Origin of the sequence: Amycolatopsis sp. NBC_01480 (assembly GCF_036227205.1) — a bacterium.
Lineage (GTDB): Bacteria > Actinomycetota > Actinomycetes > Mycobacteriales > Pseudonocardiaceae > Amycolatopsis.
Genome location: NZ_CP109442.1, coordinates 5,595,158 through 5,612,932 on the forward strand (window position 1 = coordinate 5,595,158; position 17,775 = coordinate 5,612,932).

Genomic DNA, 17,775 nt, shown 5'->3' on the forward strand with positions numbered 1-17,775 from the left:
GCGCCCGGCGAGCCGTGCCGCGAGCGCGCGAACAGCCAGGCCGTCGGGTTTTGGCCTTCACACTCAGCGCCCCACCGGTGGGCGGACGCTGACCACCGTCCCGGACAGGTGGGTCGCGGCCTCACTACACAGAAACGCGACGAGCCCGACGAGGTCATCGGGCTGGCCGAGCCGCCCGCCAGGATAGCTGGACGCAACCCGCTCGACGTGGCCCTCGCCGACGCTGCCGCGCATTTCGGGCGTCAAGGTCAGCCCCGGTGCGATCGCCACAGTGCGGATGCCGGCGTCGGCAAGCTCCTGATGTACGACGTTGTTGAGGATGTTCAACGCGGCCTTGGTCCCCCCCGTAAGGGACCATACCCGGACCGGCCTGAGTGCCGATCGCGCTCGACATGTAGATGATCCGGCCGCCGCCGCCACGAACCATCAGCGGTGCGAAATGTTTGGTCGTCAGAACGCAGCCCAGGACGTTGGACCGCCAGACGCGCTCGAGTGTGTCGACATCAACGTCCACCACGCGGGACAGCTTAGGCATCCACCCCGCGTTGTTGATGAGTGCATCGACGCGTCCGAAAGCGCTGTCGGTCTCGCTGACGGCTCGCTGAACGTCTGCCTCGCTGCCGACATCGGCCGCGACGGCAATCGCCAGCTCGACCCCGGGCCGGCCGGCGATCTCATCGACCACGGCCTGAGCGCGCTCACGGTCGCGCGCCACCACGACGATTCGGGCACCCTCGCGCGCCAGGCCGAGCGCGAGAGACCGGCCAATGCCCTGCGCCGCACCAGTGATCACGACAACTTTTCGCGACAGGTCGATGTTCATGTCTCTTCCACTCGACGAGGCCAAGCAAGCCCAACAACATAGTTGTTGGTAACGTAGCATGAACAACACTGTTGTTGGAACAAGGCCGATACCGGCTGGTCCTCGGCTTTCGAGTCTCGTCGGCCGGTGAGGGTCGATAGTCCGCAGGGGAGTGCCGGGTCGTCTGATTTCCCGGACAGGCAGCGCAACTGGGTATTGGAGGGTGTATGCGGGTTTTCGTGACGGGTGCGTCAGGTTGGGTCGGGTCTGCGGTGGTGTCGGGGTTGTTGTCGGCGGGGCATAGTGTGGTGGGGTTGGCGCGTTCGGAGCGTTCGGCGTCGGTGGTTGCGTCGCTGGGTGCGCAGGTGCGGCGGGGTAGTTTGGACGATCTGGACAGTCTTCGCTCCGGGGCGGCGTCGGCGGAGGGGGTGCTGCACCTGGCGTTCGATCACGATGTGGCGTTCTCGGGAGGCTTCGACTCGGCCTCCCGGGCCGAACGCCGCGCAATCGAGACGCTGGGGGCGGCGTTGGAAGGGTCGGGCCGTCCTCTGGTCGTCGCGTCGGTGACCGGGGGGCTTCCCTCGGGACGTGTCGGGTATGAGCAGGACGCCCCGGATCCTGCCCATCCATTGGCTGTCCGGTTCCGCAACGAGCAGGTCGCGACGTCCCTGCGGGAGCGTGGGGTGGGGGCGTGTGTGGTGCGGTTGCCGCCGACCGTGCACGGCCCCGGAGACCCTAGCCCGTTCCTCCGCACACTCATCGACCACGCGCGCAGCAGTGGTTTCTCGGGGTATATCGGTGATGGGCGGAATCGGTGGCCGGCGGTACATCGCCTGGATGCGGCTGCGCTGTTCCAGCTTGCGCTCGAGCGGGCACCAGCGGGCGCGATCCTGCACGCTATCGACGACGAAGGCGTGACGACCCGCGAGATCGCGGAAACGATCGGCCGTGGCCTGAAGGTGCCGGCAGTGTCGATCGCCGAGGACGACGCCCACGACCATTTCGGTGTCGTGACCCACGTTTACGCCTCCGACATCCCCGCCTCGAGCGCCGCGACACGCGAACTACTCGGATGGCAACCACGCGAAGCTGGCCTCCTGGCCGACCTTGCGCAAGACCACTACTACGCCGACGCCACCCCGCCCACCCAAAAGCACGAACATCTCAACGAGCTTGAGTTTAACGTCTGCGTGATCGATGGAGACCCTGCCGATCATGAGTGAGCCTCTGGTCGATCATTCCTTCTTGCTAGAGAAGGAAGATCGAACCAAGGGCTTCAATTGATCAGTGTGCATCACACCGGTTTTCGCCCGGATCGGCAACGAGGATCTGCGCAGGATCAACGCCGCCGGCCTGGCCGGTCAGAGCGGTAACCCCGACAGTCTTTCGTCTGCTTCGGACAGCCAGGTTTGACCCCGCAACCGGAGCCTAGGATGCTCGGCACCGCGTGCACTTGAACCACAGCGTCATCCCGGATAGAACCTCAGCGACACGGGAGAGCGTCGGAGCGATGAACAGGACTGAAGCGGAGGCCGACGGGTCAGGCGGGGCCGTTCCCTCTGGACGCCACGTTCCCAGGTGCCTCGGCGCGTGGATTCGACGCCCTTCGGCGCGGGTGGCAGACGCAAGTTGGCGATGGCTTCCGGCTGCCGACCTTCAGCGCGGCCACGATCGGTGACTTCCGGGGAGGAGATCGTCGAGGTCCCGTTCCGGCCGGCGTCGGGGGAGACGTTGCTGCGACGGTGGAACTCGGCTGCCTCCTGGGAGTATTGCTGCGTCGTCTGGCGTACTGGATGTCCGCAACGGCGACACTGACGTCCCGGCCGACGACGCCGAGGCGCGGATCGCGGCGACTCTCAGGGCGATGGGACAGGTGGATTCCGGCTCACAGGAAGTTTTCCGGCACCTGTTGGACCGGACCGGGTGTGCTGCGTGAGCCCGGCCGGAGCGACTTCGTGCACCGGACATTCGGCGAGTACCTCGCAGCCAAGGCCGCGGGGGGAAGCGGACGACATCGGCGTGTTGCTCGAGAACGCCTACCGAGACGAGTGGCGCGACGTGGTCGTCTTCGCGGCCGGGCATGCCCAGCCGAAGCAATGCGTGACGCTGATCGAAGGGCTTCTCGATCGAGGGTCGAAACGCACTCACACGCTCTCTGGTCGCACTTGCGTGTCTGGAAACTTTACCTGAACTACCCGCTGACCTGCGCGCGGAGGTCAAGGCTTCGGTGTCGCGATTCGTCCCGCCGCAGGACATCCGCTTTGCCGAGCAGCTATTCACCAGCGAGTTCCCTGAAGCCATCCGGCGCGAGCTCACGCTCGAGGAAGTTCCGCCGAACCAGAGCCTCGGCGAGCTGGAGGCACTTGCCGCCCGTGAGGAAGACCCCATCCACCTGGCACCGGTGGCGGGCGGTGCGCTGGTGAGTTACCTGAACAAGGCCAACGAGGGCCGTCAGGCCAGGGTGGCTTCCGTGTACTGGGAGGTCTCGCGGGCCGCGCTACGCGGCACCTTGGTCCGCATCCGCACCGCCTTGTCCGAGCTGGTCTCGATGAGCCCCGCCGAGCAGGAGGTCCCCGACCGGGAAGCCGTTCGGTTCGTCGTGACCGGCGACCGCAACGTTATCAACTACAGCCCTCAACGGGCGGCTCGAACAGCGTTGTTGTCGGCGCGCCGCCGGAACCGGCGAAGACGGACGGCGCGTGGACGCGCCTGCGCAAACGCGGTGTATTGGTTGCCGCCGCCACCGTGGTGGCGGCCGTGGTGCCGCTTCTTCACGATCTGCGGCTCAAATGTGCTCTCCTGGCCCCGCGGCAGGCCGATACCGACCACGCCCGCGGCATCCGAGATCACCGTTTCGATCGAGTGCCGTTTCGCGCATTCGTCGACTCCCGGCCAGGCTCCGCCTGGTGCTTCTCGTGCCCGAGATGCTCGAAGGCCCGCGGGCTGGCGTTGACCGGCCCGGACGGGTTGCTGAAGCTGGTGTTATCACTCACAGTGCCCATCCCGCCGGACCTCCGGCCCGGCGTGTCGGGCCGGAAACACCGATCTTGGAACAGTCCCTGCCGATGTCCGCGCGCTGCTGAGCGTCGGGAGGGACTCTGTTCTCGCCCTCGGTGGCGTGTCGGAGCGACATGCTGTGAACCCACATGGTGGCGCGGGCTCAGAAGCGATGGCTCAGAGCCATTCCTCCTTGGACTCGGCCAGGGATCAAGGAGGACCGCTGCTACATCCGTAGTCATATGGCGAGAGGGGTTGTGACCCGGACGGTCGCGATTTGGGATCCGCGCTGGTTCACGGATTCGTGCTCGTCATTGTTGTGCGTGGTGCAGAGGAAGAGGGTGTTGCCGTCGGTGCCACCGAGGGCGACGGCGAGGCACTTGCGGTCGGTTTCGATGCGGTCGGTGACGTCCCCGTCAGGGGTGAGACGCAGCGCGGCGTGGCCTTCGGCGTCTGCGATCCAGAAGCCGCCTTCGGTGTCGAGGGCGGACATCCCGTCGGGTGGGAAGGTGAGGTCGGTGATCACGGTTTTGGCAGTCAGCGTTCCGTCGGGGGCGACGTCGAATCTGAGGACGGCGGGAGCGAGGCTGGCGTTGATGTAGAGGTGTGTTTCGTCCGGGTCGACGGTCATGCCGTTGGGGAGGATCGTGGCGCTGTCGACGATGCGGTGTTCGCCGTTCGGCTCGATGAGGTGGATACGGCCTGGGTGCTGTTCCCTGACGGTGGTCATGAGCGCGTTGACGGCGGCTTCGCGGCTGGTGTGCTGTTGCACGATTTCGGCGAAGAGTGCTTCGGCGTCGAAGCCGAGCTCACCGACGTAGGCCCGGCCCTGAGAGTCGACCCACATGTCGTTGAGGTTGGAAATCGTGACTCCGGCGAGGTCGGCGTGTGTGACGAGGGTGCCGTCGGGTTCCTGGCGGAGGACCCGTCGGCCACGTTGGGTGGCGATCAGGAGGCGGCCGTCGGGCAGCCAGCCAAGTCCGGTGGGAACCTCTGGGACTTCCGCGACGATCCGGGTTGATCCCGCTTCGGTGACGGCGATGACGGCATGGCCGTACATGTCGGAGAAGTACAGCTCTCCCGCATGCCAACGGGGGCTCTCGGCGCAGGCGAATCCTTCGGCAAGCACGGTGGGAGTGGTCATGAAATGGTGGTCCTTTCGATGGGGTGTGTTGTCTCTTACCGGAACCGCTCCGCGTCGGCGCGGTCGTGCGTGGTGAAGATTGCGATAGCCGCGCTGAGGATGGCCGCTGCGGCGGCGAGGACGAAGACAGTCTGGAAGGCGCTGATGCTGGGGCCTGCGGAGGCTCGCGCCGAGATTCGCCCGGGCGCGCCGGCGGACAGGATCGTGCCGATGACGGCCGAGCCGATCGTGGTGCCGAGGGCCCGCATGAGGGTGTTGGTCCCGTTGGCGGCTCCGGTCTGGGTGGCGGGGACGGCGCTCATGATGAGGGTGGGCATAGCGGCGTAACCGAGTCCGATGCCGATCCCGACGATGGCGGCGCCGATGATGATCGCGGCCGCGTTCGCGCGTGAAACGGCGGGGAGGAGGTAGCCGATCGCGACGATGAGGGCACCGCAGGTGAGGGCGATGCGCGCGCCGTGACGTCCGATGATCGTGGCGGCGAGGGGGGTGAGGAGGACCATGACTACGCCGAGGGGCATCACGCCGATGCTCGCCACCAACGCAGTCATTCCTGCGCCGCCGGAAGCGTGCGGCACTTCGAGTGCCTGGGGGAACGCGACGCTGCTGGCCACGAGTGCGAACCCGAGGGCGATAGAAGACAGGTTCGTCAGCATGACCGTGCGGCTTGCCGCGACCCGCAGATCCAGGAGCGGCTCGGCACGACTCAGCTCCCATACGGCGAAGGCCACGAGGATCAGCACCCCCAGGATGAGACACGCGACCGTCGGTCGCGACGCCCATCCCCATGTGCGTCCTTGGGCAACCGCGAGGAGAACCCCGATCAGTCCCGCGGCGAGCAGAAGGGCACCGGCGGCGTCGAAGGAACCGCCGGTCCTCGCGGATGTCGCGGGGATGAATCGGGCGACGAGTGTGATGGCGACGACGCCGAGGAGCGCGGTGGCGAAGAACAGGACCCGGAAGCCGAAGCTGTCGGCCACCGAGGTCGCCGCCGGCAATCCGATCGCGGCCCCGAAGCCCAGGCTGGCACTAATGAGCGAGACCGCTCCGCGCTGCCGGGAGGGAGGGAGCTCGTCCCGGGTGATGCTGATCGCGACGGGAACGGTGCCTATCGCGGTTCCCTGGAGTGCACGTCCCACGATCATGATCCCGAGGTCCTGCGCACAACCGGCAACGACGGAGCCGAGGACCATGAGGCCGAGCAGTCCCAGGAGCACCCGACGTTTCCCGTACAGATCACCGAGCCGTCCGGCCACCGGGGTCGCGGCGGAGGCGGCGAGCAGAGTGGCGGTGATGATCCACGCGCTGCCCGACGCAGTCGTGTGCAGCAGATGCGGGAACCGAGGAAGGATCGGAGCGACGAGGGTCTGCATCATTGAGGAGATCACTCCGCTCAATGCCAGCACCGCGATGATCGTGTTCGAGTGGGAGCCGCTACCCGTGCTCCGGCGTGTGAGCGCCAAGCTCATCGATCAGCCCTGCGCCGTGGGACGAACGACTATCTCGCCGACGTCGACCTCGTCGGGCTGCTCGATCGCGAAGGCCACCGCCCGTGCGATCGCCGAGGGAGGCATCGCGATCGCGTCCCGCTGCGCGAGCAGCGCCGCACCGACCTCGGGGCTGCCGCCCTTGCCGATGCCTTCGGTGTTCGTGAATCCGGGCGAGATCAAGGTCACGCGCAGGTTGGGCCCGGCCTCTTGGCGCAGACCTTCCGTGAGCACCTTCACGGCCGTCTTGGTTGCGGCGTAGACCGCTTGCGTGGCCACGACCTTGTACGCGGCGGTCGACGCCGTGTGCACGAAATGGCCACCACCTTGCGCTCGGAACACCGGGAGAGCTGCGGCGATCCCGTTCAAGACGCCCTTGATGTTCACCTCGACCATCTGCTCCCAGTCGTCGACTCTCAGCTCGTCGAAGCCGGACACGGCCATGCTTCCGGCGTTGCTGAACAGCACGTCGAGCCGACCGAATCGTGTCTGCGCGGTCTCCACGAGCCGAGCGACATCGGCTCGGTTGCGGACATCGACCTCGACGGCCACCGCCTCGCCGCCGGCAGCGACGATCTGCTCCACCAGCGCGTCCAGCCGGTCGACGCGTCGAGCGCCGAGTACGAGGCGCATTCCACGCTCGGCAAGATGCAGCGCGGTCGCCTCGCCGATGCCGCTGCTTGCTCCTGCGATCGCGACAATCTTCTCTGTCAGTCCCGTCACGGGTCTCCTTAGATCATGCACCATCAACCGGACATGTGTCCGGATTACTCAGGAGGCTACCGGACACATGTCCGCTTCGCAAAGAGGGGGCCGAGCCGCGCCGCCGTGCTGATGCTGAGCACAACCGCAACCGGCCTCTCGATGTCGCACGCAGCGCTTAAGAGCTCAGGCGAGACGTCTATGCGGCCGATCGCGAAGGCTGCCGGTGGCGGCCAGGGGACGCTCTACCGCCATTTCCCAACCCGTGAGGCGCTGCCGTTGGAGGTCTACCAGGATGACTTCGCTTCCGTCGTAGACTCGGTTCCCGCCTTGCTGCAGGCGTGCCAGCCTGCGCAAGCTGTAAGGAACTGACTGGACGAGCTGGCGGTTTCGGGCGCAAGAAGCATGCCGTGGCCGACGTGCTTGACGCGGCGAGCCGGGACGAACTGCACAGTGGCAATACGACCTGATCCTTGACGCCATCGGAGCCCTGCTCGACGCAGGAAAGGAAACAGGCCACTGCGCACCGACATCGACCCAGGCGAACTCCTCCCTCTTGTCAGCTTCCTGCGGTAACTCCACACCCAGTCAGGACATCCGCATCCCATACCTACTCGACGTCGTCGTCGATGGACCAAGGGGTCAGTTCAGAATGAGTCGGCGTGCCGTCTTTGCTTGGACTGCGGGGCCTTCCAGCATCTCGGTATGCGTGAGGAGGTTCTGACCGACCGGCTGTGGGAGGGGGTCGAGCCTCTCAATCCGATGCGCCCGAGGCGTTTCCGCTATCCAGGACGCCGACATGCCGGTGACCGGGCTGCACGGGAAGGCATCCTGGACGTCGTCCACACCGGCATCGGCTGGAACCGGCTGCCCGCCGCGCTGTTCGGCGCCTCGGGCGCCACCTGCTGGCGTCGGCTGACCGAATGGCACGAGGTACCCGCGTCTTCAACTGCTCGCGGTGGACCAGTGTCGCCGAACTCCACGCCGCGCGCGATGACCCGGTAGGCATCCCGTCGGCTTCTTCCGACGGATCAGCAGGTGGTGGCGCGGGGATGCGGTGGCGATCCACGCCCAGTCGTACAGGCGCCGGCCCGGGGAGCCGTTCCCGCACGAGCGGCGGTTCCAGCCGCGCGCCTCGACCAGGTGCAGTGCCTGGTCGGCGCGCATCTTCACGCACCGGGAGGTAGTCAGCTGAAAGTCGCGGCCGACGGCGAAGACGTAGCCGATGTCGTGCTGCTCGAACACCTCGCGTAGTTCGCTGCTGCGCACGTAGACCTCGTCGCCGGTGGCCCAGGCCGGGTCGAGCCCGGCGTCCGGCGCTCGCCTGGCCTGATCCCGGGCGATCTGGTCCTTGGCCGCGAAGGCGTACCCGTCGGGGAATCCGGCCGCACGCATACGCTCGGGGTCGGTATTGACGGTCAGGTGATCCCGTCTTTCGCGTTATGGAGGACAGACCGCAGCGACCGGCGGAGCCCGGCTGCCCCGGCATCACCCAAGCTTGACGTGAACGTTTTCTCGGCTTTGGCGTAGCGGTCCTCTGCTTGCCGGAACAGGTCCCGCCCGTGGCTGGTGAGCTCGACGATGTTGCGGCGCCGGTCCCGTTCGGACGGTCTGCGCGCGACGATGCCGCGGCGCTCAAGCGCGTCCAGGAGCGCGACCATCGACGTCGGGTCGATGCCGAGGACCACTGCGGCCTCCTGCTGTGATTCCGCCTCACCGCCGGCGATGACCCGCAGCACGCCGAGGTCGCGGACGGTCAGGTCCAGGCCGACGAGGGCGGCTTCGGTCTGCTGCTCCAGCGCACGGTGCGCGTGCTTGAGGAGGTACCCGAGCACGTCGTCGTGTGCCCGGACCTGGTCGGGGGCGTCTGAATTTGGCTTCGGCACGCCAGAATCGTACCGTAGACCTATCGTCGGTAGTTCCGATGATTTGTCTGGCGAAGGGAATCTCCATGATCCTCGTTACCGGCGGGTCTGGCTTCATCGGCTCCCACACCGTCCGCGCGCTGCACGGCCTCGGCGAGGCGAGCGTCGTGGTGCAGCGCGGCACGGGTCAGGTCCCCGCCCACCTCGCGGACCTGCCCGTGATCGCGGAGCAGGCCGACGTCAGATCGCCGGCATCGTGCACTTGGCCGGCTACCCCGCGCCACGCGGGACCGTCGGCGGCATCGAGGCCACGCAGGGCCTGTTGGACGGGCTGCTCAACGTCGCCCGAGTCGCCCAGGAATGGGGCGTGCGCCGGGTAGGCCTGGCTAGCACGCTCGGGGTCTACAGCGGCGTAGAGACAGACGCTCCGCTGACCGAGGACCTGCCGGTGCGGCTGACCGCCCCGCACCCGATTCCGCGGTCGAAGAAGATCGGCGAACTCCTCGCAGAGCAGTTCGCCGAGGCGACCGGCGTCGAATTCGTCAACTTTCGGATCTCCGGCACCTGGGGCCCCCTCGGCCACGAGGACCCGTTCTTCGCCGCACCCGCGCTTATCCACGCAGCCGCCAGCGGGCAGCCGCTCGACCTGTCGGGCCTGCTCGCCCAACCGCGCCTCGGGGACGGGCTCGACCTGTGCTACGTCAAGGACACCGGCCGGGCCATCGCGCTGCTCCAGCTCGCCGACAACCTCAAGCACCGCACCTACAACATCGCGTCAGGGCAGGTGACCGACAACGCCGACGTGATCGCAGCGATCCGCCGGACAGTGCCGGAGGCCAGCCTGGAACTCCCGGCAGGCACAAGCCAGCCCGGAGCCGCCCTCGACATCACCAGACTCCACCAGGACACCGGCTTCGAGCCCGAGTACGACACCGCCCGCGCCGCCGCCGACTACATCGCCTGGCTCACGGCAGGCAACCCACGCTGAGGGGCATGGCCCCGTGACGCAGGAGCGGTCCCCATGCCCTCTTCGAAGCTCGGGCTTTACGGCGCGATCCGCCGGGATGCACATGCGGACTTCGTGGGCTGACGTTCAATCCGTGCCATTGAGCTGCAAAGATTATCGGCTCGGTGCGTGGCGCGTGAGGCCGGAAGGCGTGCGGGCCGCTCCGTGATCATCATGGTGTGACGAAATTCGATCAAAGAACGGCCTGCTCGGCCACTACAGGGAGGGTTCGAGGAGCGGTTCGCGGAGCTCGCCTCGCTGCTCGCGCCCGTCTTCTCCCGGCATGACCCGCGCTCGAACGCGCAAGCGTATGTGCGTGCACTGTTGATGCCGGGTGTGTCCGCGAACTGCTGGGCACCGGCGCAGGCGGTCGGACCGACCGCCCCTGCCGGCTCCAGCATCTGCTGTGCGGGGCGGTTTGGGACGAGGACGCGGTGCGCGATGTGGTGCGCGCCTTCGTCGCCCGTCATCTGGGCGGCGGTGGGGTCCTGATCTTCGATGAGACCGGTGGCCTGAAGAAGGGGCAGGCCGCCGCGGGGACCGGCCGACTGTACACCGGCACCGCGGGCCGGATCGAGAACGCGGTCGTCGCGGTCTACGCCACCGACTGCCGCATTAGTGACGTCGACCAGAGTGCCGGGGGTGACCAAGCCGAGCTTGAGGTGGTCGACGAGGTTCGTGCCGCCGGCAAGGAACATCGCCCCGGGATCGGCGGTAACGGCCGCGACCGCGTTGGCGGCGGTGTCGGGCCGCAGGTACGCGAACGGCTTCACCTTGGCTCACCCGCCTGCGCGACGGCCTCGATGGCCGTCACGATGTTCGGGTACGCACCACAACGGCAAGGGTTCCCGCTCATCCGCTCCGTGATCTCGGCGCGGTCGAGCGGCGGGGTTTCGTCGAGATCCTCGGTCACGTGACCATGCGCGCCGTCGCACCATTCTGCGAGTGCACCGACGGCACTGCAGATCTGGCCAGGCGTGCAGTAGCCGCACTGGTAGGCGTCGTGGGCCAGGAACGCCTCCGCGACGGGGTGCAGCTCGCCGGGCGGTGCGAGGCAGTCGGCGGTGGTGATCTCGGCACCATCGACGGCCACAGTCAGCGAGAGACACGACAGGGTGCGGCGCCCATTGAGGAGGACTGTGCAGGCTCACACTGCCCGTGGTCACAGCCCTTCTTGACGTTGATGACCCCGAGCCAGTCACGAAGTGCGTCGAGCACGGTCGTGCGGGTGTCTACCGAGAGCCCCTGCGGTCGTCCGTCAACGGTCAGGTGGATGGGGATGTCCGTTGAGGACCTCGTCTCGTTCGAGGAAGTGCGGTCAGCCCTGCGGTCGGTCGGTGGTGGCAGCCAGCCGGGCGGCGTCGTGGTTGTCCAGTACGCGGCGTAACAACCGGACCAGGTCTTCCTGTTCAGCGGGGGACAGTGCTTCGAGCAGCTGCTTCTGGGATCGGCGTGCGGCGTTGGTGAGCCGTCGTTCCACTTTGCGGCCTTCGGCGGTGAGCGCAACCGTCACGCGCCGCCGGTCGCGCTCGTCGCGGGAGCGGATGACGAGGCCTTTCTGCTCAAGGCGGTCGACGACCGCGACGACTTGGCTGCGGTCGACGTCCAATCGGTCGGCGAGCTCGAACTGGGCCAGCGGGCCGAAGTCGCGAAGCGCGACGAGCCCGGCGTGATGGGTGATCGCCAACCCTTCCCGTTCGGCGACCCGGGCGACGAGCCGGGTGCCGACCCTGCCGACGTTGCCGGCGAGGTAGGACGGGAGAGCCAGCAGCGTCGGGGGACGCACGCTGTGCTCGCCTTCGCGGGGAGTCGGGTTCTGGAACTCGTTGCCGGTGCCGCTCATGACGGCACGGTATCACGAAGTGAAGTCAATGATTGACACTATCAATGATTGACATCACCATGGAAGTGAGAAGCATTACTAGCGAGGTTGATGTCGCGTCATGACATCGGTGTTAGCGTGATGTCACGTCGAGACAACAGCTGTGGACAAGGGTGATTATGAACGACTCGGAGAACACCGCACAGCTTCCGCCGGATGGGTACGATCCGGCCGGGCTGAGGGAGAAGTACAGGCAGGAAAGGGACAAGCGGCTTCGCCCGAACGGGAACGAGCAGTATCTGGACATCAGTGGGGAGTACGCCGCGTTCGCGGCGGATCCCTATCTGTCGTCCAGCCCGGGAGGACAGCCACGTGCGCCGCGGATCGCCGACGTGGACACACTCGTGCTGGGTGGCGGTTGGGCGGGTCTGCAGATGGCTGTACGGCTGCACGAAGCGGGGGCCACGGACTTCCTGATCGTTGATCAGGCGGGAGACTTTGGTGGTGTCTGGTACTGGAACCGATACCCGGGTGTGCGCTGCGACGTGGAGTCCTACATCTACATGCCGCTGCTGGAGGAAGTCGGTACCGTGCCGACGGAGAAGTACGCGGGCGGGCCGGAGATGCTTGAGCACGCCCGTGCGATCGGGCAGACCTACGACCTGTACTCGCGGGCACTGCTGGGGACGACGGTCCTCGACGTCACGTGGAGCGAGAGCAACTCGCGGTGGGCCGTGCGCACCGACCGTGGGGACGTGATCAACGCCCGGTACTTGACGATCGGGACCGGTCCACTCAGTCGCGCCAAACTGCCGGGCATCAAGGGAATCGAGAGCTTCCAGGGGCAGGCGTTCCATTCCAGTCGGTGGGACTACGACATCACCGGTGGTGACTGGTCCGGCAAACTCGACAAGCTGGCCGACAAGCGGGTCGCGTTGATCGGCACCGGTGCCAGCAGCATCCAGATTCTTCCCCACCTGGCCGAGAGCGCGCAGCAGGTCTTCCTGTTCCAGCGCACACCTTCGACCGTCAACGCCCGCAACAACTGCCTGACCGACACAGCGTGGTTCCGCAGTCAGGAGCCAGGCTGGCAGCGCCAACGCATGGACAACTTCGTCCAGACGATGTCGGGCATGCCGGTCGATGATCTCGTCGACGACGAGGCCACCGCCATGGGCAAGCGCATCGCGGATGCGATCTCTGCCGACGGCGAGGTCGACCTCGCCAGGATGGCGACCATCGACTTCGAGAAGATGAACGAAATCCGCCAGCGGGTCGTCGACACCGTCGAGAACCAGGACACCGCTGCGTCACTGCAGCCTTGGTATGGCTACTTTTGTAAGCGTCCGCTCTTCAGCGACGAGTACTACCCGGCGTTCAACAACGACAACGTCACGCTGGTCGACACCGACGGGCGCGGGGTGGACCACGTCACCGAGCGCGGGCTCGTGTTCGACGGAGTCGAGTATGAGGTCGACCTGATCATTTATGGCACCGGCTTCGATGCGAACGCTTACACATATCAAGCCGGCGGATACGAGCTGACCGGACGAGACGGGGTATCGCTGGCCGAGCACTGGCAAGGTGGCATGCGCAGCCTGCACGGCATGATGACCACTCGATTCCCGAACATGTTCCTCATCGGCGGGGTCGAGCAGGCAGCCATCTCCATCAATCTCCCGCACGTCACCTCCTACCAGGCCAGGCACGTCGCGGAGTTGGTCGCGCGCTTCCTGCGCGCGGGCGTCACCGTCGCCGAGGCGACGCTGGAGGCCGAGCAGCGCTGGGCCCATGAGATGGCGCGCGTGCACGTGGACCATTCGCGGTACGAGTCGGAGTGCACGCCCGGCTACTACAACAACGAGGGAAGCCGGGACTCCGGCCGGCCGTCGTTCGCCGACAGACAGTACGGGCGCGGGCCGATCGGCTACATCGCGGTGATCCAGGACTGGGCCGCCACCGATGTCGACCGCGATATCGCCATCACCACAGCAGGGGGACAGTGATGCTGAGCTCCGACGATCACGTCGAGATCGGCCAGACTCTGGCTCTGCACGGACACTTCTTCGACAGTGGGCACCTGGACCGGATCGAGGAGATCAGGAAAACCGCCGCCGAACTCGGCCCGAGGATCCCGTTGGCGCACCACGTCACCAACCTGGTCATCACCGAAACGGGAACCGACTTTGCGACCGTGCGGTCGAAAGGTCTTACGATCATGGCGAACGGAGCGTTCGCCGGTGTCGACCACCTGGACACTGTGCACAGGCACGACGGTTGCCGGCGGATCAGCCGCCGAGTGGTGACCCCACGACAGGGTAGGCAAGAATCATGAAGGCGATTCGTTTTGAGCAGTACGGGCCTCCGGAAGTGCTCGCTCTTCACGAAGTGGCCGAACCGCATCCGCGCGCCGGCGAGATCCGGATCCGGGTCCGGGCCGCGGGGGTCAACGGCCTGGACTGGAAGATCCGTGCGGGGCTCGTCCGAGAGCTGTACGAGGTGAACCTGCCCAGCGGCAGCGGTATCGACGCTGCGGGCGTCGTCGACGAGGTCGGTGCTGACGTGACCGATGTCCGGCTGGGCGACGCCGTGTTCGGCTGCGGTACCGGGGTGCTCGCTGAGTACGCCGTGCTCGGTTTCTGGGCCCACAAGCCGGACAGCCTGTCGTTTGAGGAAGCCGCGGGATATCCGATCCCGGTCGAGACCGCGTTCCGCATTCTCGACCAGGTCGGGATCCAGCCGGGTCAGACCCTGCTGATCAGCGGCGCGTCCGGCGGGGTGGGCAGTGCCGCCGCACAGATCGCCCGGTACCGGGGGATCACCGTCATCGGCACCGCAGGCGCCGCTCGCCAGCACTACCTGCGCACACTGGGTGTGGAGCCGACGACCTACGGCGATGGGTGGGTCGACCGGGTACGCGCGCTGGCGCCGACCGGCATCGACGCCGCACTGGACATCTCAGGCTCGGGCGTCGTCGCCGACTGCGTCGCGCTCACCGGCGACCCGTCCAAGGTCTTGTCCATCGCCGACTTCACTGCTCCGCAGCACGGTGCCCAGGTCTCGTTCGCACCCACAGAAGTTCCCGTCGCACTGCGCGCGGCGGCCGCGCTGCACGTCGAGGGAGGGCTGACCATCCCGGTGGAACGGACGTTCGCGCTGGCCGAGGCCGCCGCCGCACAGGCGCATGTCGCGGCCGGTCACGCCGCGGGGCGAACGGTCGTCATCGTGTCCGGCGAGGAGGCCACGACGTGAGCCGCGACCAGCGTGCCGAGATCGACGCGGTTCTGCGGGCGCCGCGGCCGGTGCCGAGCAGCTTGGCGGAGATGCGTGCGGGCTTCGCCGCGACGCAGTCGCGCAGGCTCGTCCCCGCAGCGATTCGGATCTCGGACACGGCGCTCGGCGCTCGTCGTGCGCTCCTGGTCGAGCCCGCCGGGCCTCCGGACGAGGGTACGCTCCTGTACTTTCACGGCGGCTCGTTCATGCTCGGCTCCCCGGAGACGTCGCTGTCGGTGACTGCCAACCTTGTTACCCGATCGGGCAGTCGTGGATTCTCGTTGGACTACCGGCTGGCTCCCGAGCACCCGTTCCCGGCGGCGGTCGACGATGGCATCGGCGCCTACCAGGCACTGCTGGCGGCCGGCACGGACCCCGCGAAGATTGTTCTCGCCGGAGACTCTGCTGGTGGCGGGCTCGCCGTCACCACCGTGCTCAAAGCACTGGATCGCGGCCTGCCCCTGCCTGCGGCGATCGTCGTCTTCTCCCCGGCCCTCGACCTCACGTTCAGCGGCGCGAGCATGAGCTCCAAGGAGGACGCCGACCCGATCTTCACTCCGGCCATGCTGCGGCCGGCCGTCGAGATGTATTGCGCAGGGCAGGACCTGCACCAGCCTCTGCTGAGTCCGGCTCGCTACGCTGATCTCACAAGGTTCCCGCCGATGCTGCTGCAGGTGGGCACGAACGAGCTGCTGCTCGACGACTCGGTCCGGATGGCCGAACGCGCCCGCGGAGCCGGCGTGGACGTGGTGCTCGACGTCACCGCGGACGTGCCGCACGTCTTCCAAGCATTCGCGGGCGTCCTCGGGGAGGCCGACCAGGCGCTGGACCGCGCAGCGCTCTTCGTGCGGCAGCATGTCGGCGCGAGGGGAGGACCGGGCGGGTAAAGTGGCGGTCATGCCCCGTTGGGAAACCGGCAGTAAAGAACGGCTGAAGAAGGCAGCTCTGGAGCTGTTCGCGGAACGGGGCTTCGAGGACACGAGCGTCGTCGAAATCGCCGAGCGCGCCCGCGTCACCACGCGCACGTTCTTTCGCTACTTCCTGGACAAACGCGAGGTGTTGTTCGCAGAGACCGACCACCTTCGCGAGGTACTCGTGGGGAGGCTCCTCGATGCCCCCGATGTCGCGGATCCATTGCAGGCCGTGATGCAAGCCCTGACCGGGTTCGACTGGAGCGGCCTGACGCTGCAACGCCAACGGCACGCGGTGATCGCCGCGAACCCGGGCTTGCTGGAGCGCGACCTCATCAAGAATCACGACATCGTGGTCGAGTTCACCGAGATCCTGAGGCAGCGTGGCGTCGAGGCGCAGGCGGCACGGCTCGCCACCGCGGTGGGGACGCAGGTGTTCCTCACCGCCTACGGACAATGGCTCGAAAGCGGCGAGACAGCGAGCTTGACGGAGCTCAGCGACACCGTGCTGGTGATCCTCAAGTCTCTCATGCCGGCAGACCGGGCGAAAATCTGATTTCCACCCGGTAACTCGAGCCTGACTGAGGCGCGCGAGGTCCGCACCGATAACCAGCGATTCCGTATCCACGGGGCCTGCCACGCTGTTGGCCCTGTTGAGCGACGTCGGCAAGGCCAAGCTCGCGAGCGACCCGCGCCTCGACGTGCTCGTCAACAACGCGGGCGGCGCTGCCGGCGTTGTCGCGGGCGCGGGGCGCGATCGTGAACATCGGCTCGAGTTCCGCGCGCGACCCGCGTGGGGTGCCGCTGTGCTATGCCGCGGCCAAGGCTGGGCTGAGCGCGTTCTCCCGTGGGTTGGCGGAGAAACTGGGGGAGACGGGTGTCCGGGTCAACGTCGTCACTCCCGGTGCCACCCGGACTGCGATCCAGACGAGCCCGGATGGCTATGTGGGACGGCTGTCGGCGAGCATGGGCCTGGACCATGAGACGGTGCTCGCGGCCATGCCGGAGCAGGCGGGCATGGTGACGGGCAAGCTGATCGAACCCGCTGAGATCGCCCGGGTGGTGCTGGTGCTGGCGTCGCCGGCGATGCCCAGCGCGGTGGGCTCCAACTGGATCGTCGACGGGGGCAGCCTCAAGACTCCGTGAAAGTCTTGACCAGGTGAAGCGGGTATCCGGAGCCTCGTGAAGCTGACAACCACCCTCGCCGGCCTGGCTGGCACCGAGGCGACCCTGCCGGCTCGGTCAGGGCATCGACCGGTGAGCATCCGCGACTGACGTGTCCTGTCCGGCCAACGACCCGTCCCCGTGCGGCCGGCCTGCTCGCCATCGAGCACGTCGGCATCGGAGCGCGCGGTGCTCTCCCGCGCGGCCGACGGCCGTCCGGTCGGACTTCGTCGTGTGCACACGAGAGGCCAGAAGTCCAGTGCAAGCCGGACCGGCTCTGGACAGAGCACTAGCTCGTGGCGAGCCGGTCGCTGATGCCGTCAATGCCGGACGAGCTGGCCCGCGCCATCGCCGGTTTCGCGAAGAAGGTCATGTCCTGAATGAACCCGCCGCAATCCTGACCGGCGCCGGTGGGCTGGGCCGAGCGGCGCTGATCGACGGCGCCCGGTATCGAGCTGCGGCTCGCGCTTGTCGACTCCTTCAAGGTACGCATTCTGGACCGTCGTCCGCGTCGCCGCCGGCTGGGCGATTGGCCAGGTACCTCCGATGCGGGCCGTATGCCTGATCTATTCGTATTCAGAACTTATTCTGAATTGACGACA

Annotated in this window: 16 protein-coding genes and 7 pseudogenes; 11 read left to right on the forward strand and 12 right to left on the reverse strand. The window is 67.1% G+C overall.

Going from position 1 to position 17,775, the window contains the following annotated elements; all coding sequences use genetic code 11:
• Nucleotides 1-63: 63 nt before the first annotated feature.
• Entirely contained in the window at nucleotides 64-327 is a 264-nt protein-coding gene (locus OG371_RS26800) for an SDR family oxidoreductase (RefSeq protein WP_329057929.1), read from the reverse strand.
• Nucleotides 328-397: 70 nt separating this feature from the next.
• Nucleotides 398-883, reverse strand: a pseudogene (locus OG371_RS47480) (SDR family NAD(P)-dependent oxidoreductase); the annotation flags it as partial.
• Between the two features lie 146 nt (nucleotides 884-1,029).
• On the opposite strand from OG371_RS47480, the gene OG371_RS26810 reads away from it, so the two are divergent.
• The gene (locus OG371_RS26810) at nucleotides 1,030-2,025 is read left to right on the forward strand and encodes an SDR family oxidoreductase (protein ID WP_329057932.1); all 996 of its coding nucleotides are present in this window, start codon (nucleotides 1,030-1,032) and stop codon (nucleotides 2,023-2,025) included.
• Between the two features lie 1,540 nt (nucleotides 2,026-3,565).
• Here OG371_RS26810 and OG371_RS47485 read toward each other — a convergent pair.
• From OG371_RS47485 to OG371_RS26830, 4 genes and pseudogenes are all read right to left on the reverse strand, one after another.
• Nucleotides 3,566-3,732 (reverse strand): annotated as a pseudogene (locus OG371_RS47485) (transposase); the annotation flags it as partial.
• Between the two features lie 305 nt (nucleotides 3,733-4,037).
• Nucleotides 4,038-4,943, reverse strand: a complete 906-nt coding sequence (locus OG371_RS26820) for an SMP-30/gluconolactonase/LRE family protein (RefSeq protein WP_329057934.1) — start codon at nucleotides 4,941-4,943, stop codon at nucleotides 4,038-4,040.
• A 35-nt stretch (nucleotides 4,944-4,978) separates the two neighbouring features.
• The gene (locus tag OG371_RS26825; protein ID WP_329057935.1) at nucleotides 4,979-6,349 is read right to left on the reverse strand and encodes an MFS transporter; all 1,371 of its coding nucleotides are present in this window, start codon (nucleotides 6,347-6,349) and stop codon (nucleotides 4,979-4,981) included.
• A gap of 66 nt (nucleotides 6,350-6,415) precedes the next feature.
• Complete coding sequence (locus OG371_RS26830; RefSeq protein WP_329057936.1) at nucleotides 6,416-7,153, reverse strand: SDR family oxidoreductase; 738 nt, start codon at nucleotides 7,151-7,153, stop codon at nucleotides 6,416-6,418.
• A gap of 180 nt (nucleotides 7,154-7,333) precedes the next feature.
• On the opposite strand from OG371_RS26830, the gene OG371_RS47490 reads away from it, so the two are divergent.
• Entirely contained in the window at nucleotides 7,334-7,504 is a 171-nt protein-coding gene (locus OG371_RS47490; RefSeq protein WP_442876183.1) for a TetR/AcrR family transcriptional regulator, read from the forward strand.
• A 333-nt stretch (nucleotides 7,505-7,837) separates the two neighbouring features.
• Nucleotides 7,838-8,137, forward strand: coding sequence for a transposase (locus OG371_RS47495; protein ID WP_442875989.1), 300 nt, complete (start codon nucleotides 7,838-7,840; stop codon nucleotides 8,135-8,137).
• Here the strand turns inward: OG371_RS47495 and OG371_RS26835 are convergent.
• Nucleotides 8,078-8,527: a hypothetical protein gene (locus OG371_RS26835; protein WP_329057938.1), complete on the reverse strand. Its 450-nt coding sequence runs from the start codon at nucleotides 8,525-8,527 to the stop codon at nucleotides 8,078-8,080. The two genes, OG371_RS47495 and OG371_RS26835, sit on opposite strands and share 60 nt — an antisense overlap.
• Nucleotides 8,528-8,550: 23 nt before the next feature.
• A complete protein-coding gene (locus tag OG371_RS26840; RefSeq protein WP_329057939.1) occupies nucleotides 8,551-9,018 on the reverse strand; it encodes a MarR family winged helix-turn-helix transcriptional regulator in 468 nt (155 codons plus the stop codon).
• A gap of 65 nt (nucleotides 9,019-9,083) precedes the next feature.
• Between OG371_RS26840 and OG371_RS26845 the strand changes: the two are divergent.
• Nucleotides 9,084-9,985: pseudogene (locus OG371_RS26845) on the forward strand (NAD-dependent epimerase/dehydratase family protein).
• A 464-nt stretch (nucleotides 9,986-10,449) separates the two neighbouring features.
• Nucleotides 10,450-10,539, forward strand: a pseudogene (locus tag OG371_RS47500) (hypothetical protein); the annotation flags it as partial.
• Nucleotides 10,540-10,629: 90 nt separating this feature from the next.
• On the opposite strand, the pseudogene OG371_RS26855 reads toward OG371_RS47500, so the two are convergent.
• The 3 genes and pseudogenes from OG371_RS26855 to OG371_RS26865 form a co-directional block, all read right to left on the reverse strand.
• Nucleotides 10,630-10,776 (reverse strand): annotated as a pseudogene (locus OG371_RS26855) (FAD binding domain-containing protein); the annotation flags it as partial.
• Nucleotides 10,773-11,284 (reverse strand): annotated as a pseudogene (locus tag OG371_RS26860) (2Fe-2S iron-sulfur cluster-binding protein). The pseudogenes OG371_RS26855 and OG371_RS26860, both read right to left, overlap by 4 nt.
• 37 nt (nucleotides 11,285-11,321) lie before the next feature.
• A complete protein-coding gene (locus OG371_RS26865; RefSeq protein WP_329057941.1) occupies nucleotides 11,322-11,846 on the reverse strand; it encodes a MarR family winged helix-turn-helix transcriptional regulator in 525 nt (174 codons plus the stop codon).
• Nucleotides 11,847-12,004: 158 nt separating this feature from the next.
• On the opposite strand from OG371_RS26865, the gene OG371_RS26870 reads away from it, so the two are divergent.
• The 6 genes and pseudogenes from OG371_RS26870 to OG371_RS26895 form a co-directional block, all read left to right on the forward strand.
• Nucleotides 12,005-13,831: a flavin-containing monooxygenase gene (locus OG371_RS26870; RefSeq protein ID WP_329057942.1), complete on the forward strand. Its 1,827-nt coding sequence runs from the start codon at nucleotides 12,005-12,007 to the stop codon at nucleotides 13,829-13,831.
• A complete protein-coding gene (locus OG371_RS26875) occupies nucleotides 13,831-14,160 on the forward strand; it encodes a hypothetical protein (protein ID WP_329057943.1) in 330 nt (109 codons plus the stop codon). The genes OG371_RS26870 and OG371_RS26875 overlap by 1 nt, the downstream gene beginning before the upstream one ends.
• On the forward strand, nucleotides 14,157-15,077 hold the full coding sequence (locus tag OG371_RS26880; RefSeq protein ID WP_329057945.1) for an NADP-dependent oxidoreductase: 921 nt from the start codon (nucleotides 14,157-14,159) through the stop codon (nucleotides 15,075-15,077). The genes OG371_RS26875 and OG371_RS26880 overlap by 4 nt, the downstream gene beginning before the upstream one ends.
• Entirely contained in the window at nucleotides 15,074-15,985 is a 912-nt protein-coding gene (locus OG371_RS26885) for an alpha/beta hydrolase (protein ID WP_329057946.1), read from the forward strand. Before OG371_RS26880 ends, OG371_RS26885 begins: the two co-directional genes overlap by 4 nt.
• Nucleotides 15,986-15,995: 10 nt before the next feature.
• Nucleotides 15,996-16,565, forward strand: coding sequence for a TetR family transcriptional regulator (locus OG371_RS26890; RefSeq protein ID WP_329057947.1), 570 nt, complete (start codon nucleotides 15,996-15,998; stop codon nucleotides 16,563-16,565).
• A 161-nt stretch (nucleotides 16,566-16,726) separates the two neighbouring features.
• Nucleotides 16,727-17,155 (forward strand): annotated as a pseudogene (locus OG371_RS26895) (SDR family NAD(P)-dependent oxidoreductase); the annotation flags it as partial.
• A gap of 307 nt (nucleotides 17,156-17,462) precedes the next feature.
• Here OG371_RS26895 and OG371_RS26900 read toward each other — a convergent pair.
• Nucleotides 17,463-17,657 (reverse strand): hypothetical protein, encoded by a 195-nt coding sequence (locus tag OG371_RS26900; RefSeq protein ID WP_329057949.1) that lies wholly within the window; start codon nucleotides 17,655-17,657, stop codon nucleotides 17,463-17,465.
• Nucleotides 17,658-17,775 lie beyond the last annotated feature (118 nt).

Bases quoted from the DNA above. Each gene is read 5' to 3' on its own strand.
- OG371_RS26810 (WP_329057932.1), top strand. From the start codon at position 1,030: ATGCGGGTTTTCGTGACGGGTGCGTCAGGTTGGGTCGGGTCTGCGGTG.
- OG371_RS26820 (WP_329057934.1), bottom strand. From the start codon at position 4,943: ATGACCACTCCCACCGTGCTTGCCGAAGGATTCGCCTGCGCCGAGAGC.
- OG371_RS47490 (WP_442876183.1), top strand. From the start codon at position 7,334: ATGCGGCCGATCGCGAAGGCTGCCGGTGGCGGCCAGGGGACGCTCTAC.
- OG371_RS47495 (WP_442875989.1), top strand. From the start codon at position 7,838: ATGCGTGAGGAGGTTCTGACCGACCGGCTGTGGGAGGGGGTCGAGCCT.
- OG371_RS26835 (WP_329057938.1), bottom strand. From the start codon at position 8,527: ATGCGTGCGGCCGGATTCCCCGACGGGTACGCCTTCGCGGCCAAGGAC.
- OG371_RS26865 (WP_329057941.1), bottom strand. From the start codon at position 11,846: ATGAGCGGCACCGGCAACGAGTTCCAGAACCCGACTCCCCGCGAAGGC.
- OG371_RS26870 (WP_329057942.1), top strand. From the start codon at position 12,005: ATGAACGACTCGGAGAACACCGCACAGCTTCCGCCGGATGGGTACGAT.
- OG371_RS26875 (WP_329057943.1), top strand. From the start codon at position 13,831: ATGCTGAGCTCCGACGATCACGTCGAGATCGGCCAGACTCTGGCTCTG.
- OG371_RS26880 (WP_329057945.1), top strand. From the start codon at position 14,157: ATGAAGGCGATTCGTTTTGAGCAGTACGGGCCTCCGGAAGTGCTCGCT.
- OG371_RS26890 (WP_329057947.1), top strand. From the start codon at position 15,996: ATGCCCCGTTGGGAAACCGGCAGTAAAGAACGGCTGAAGAAGGCAGCT.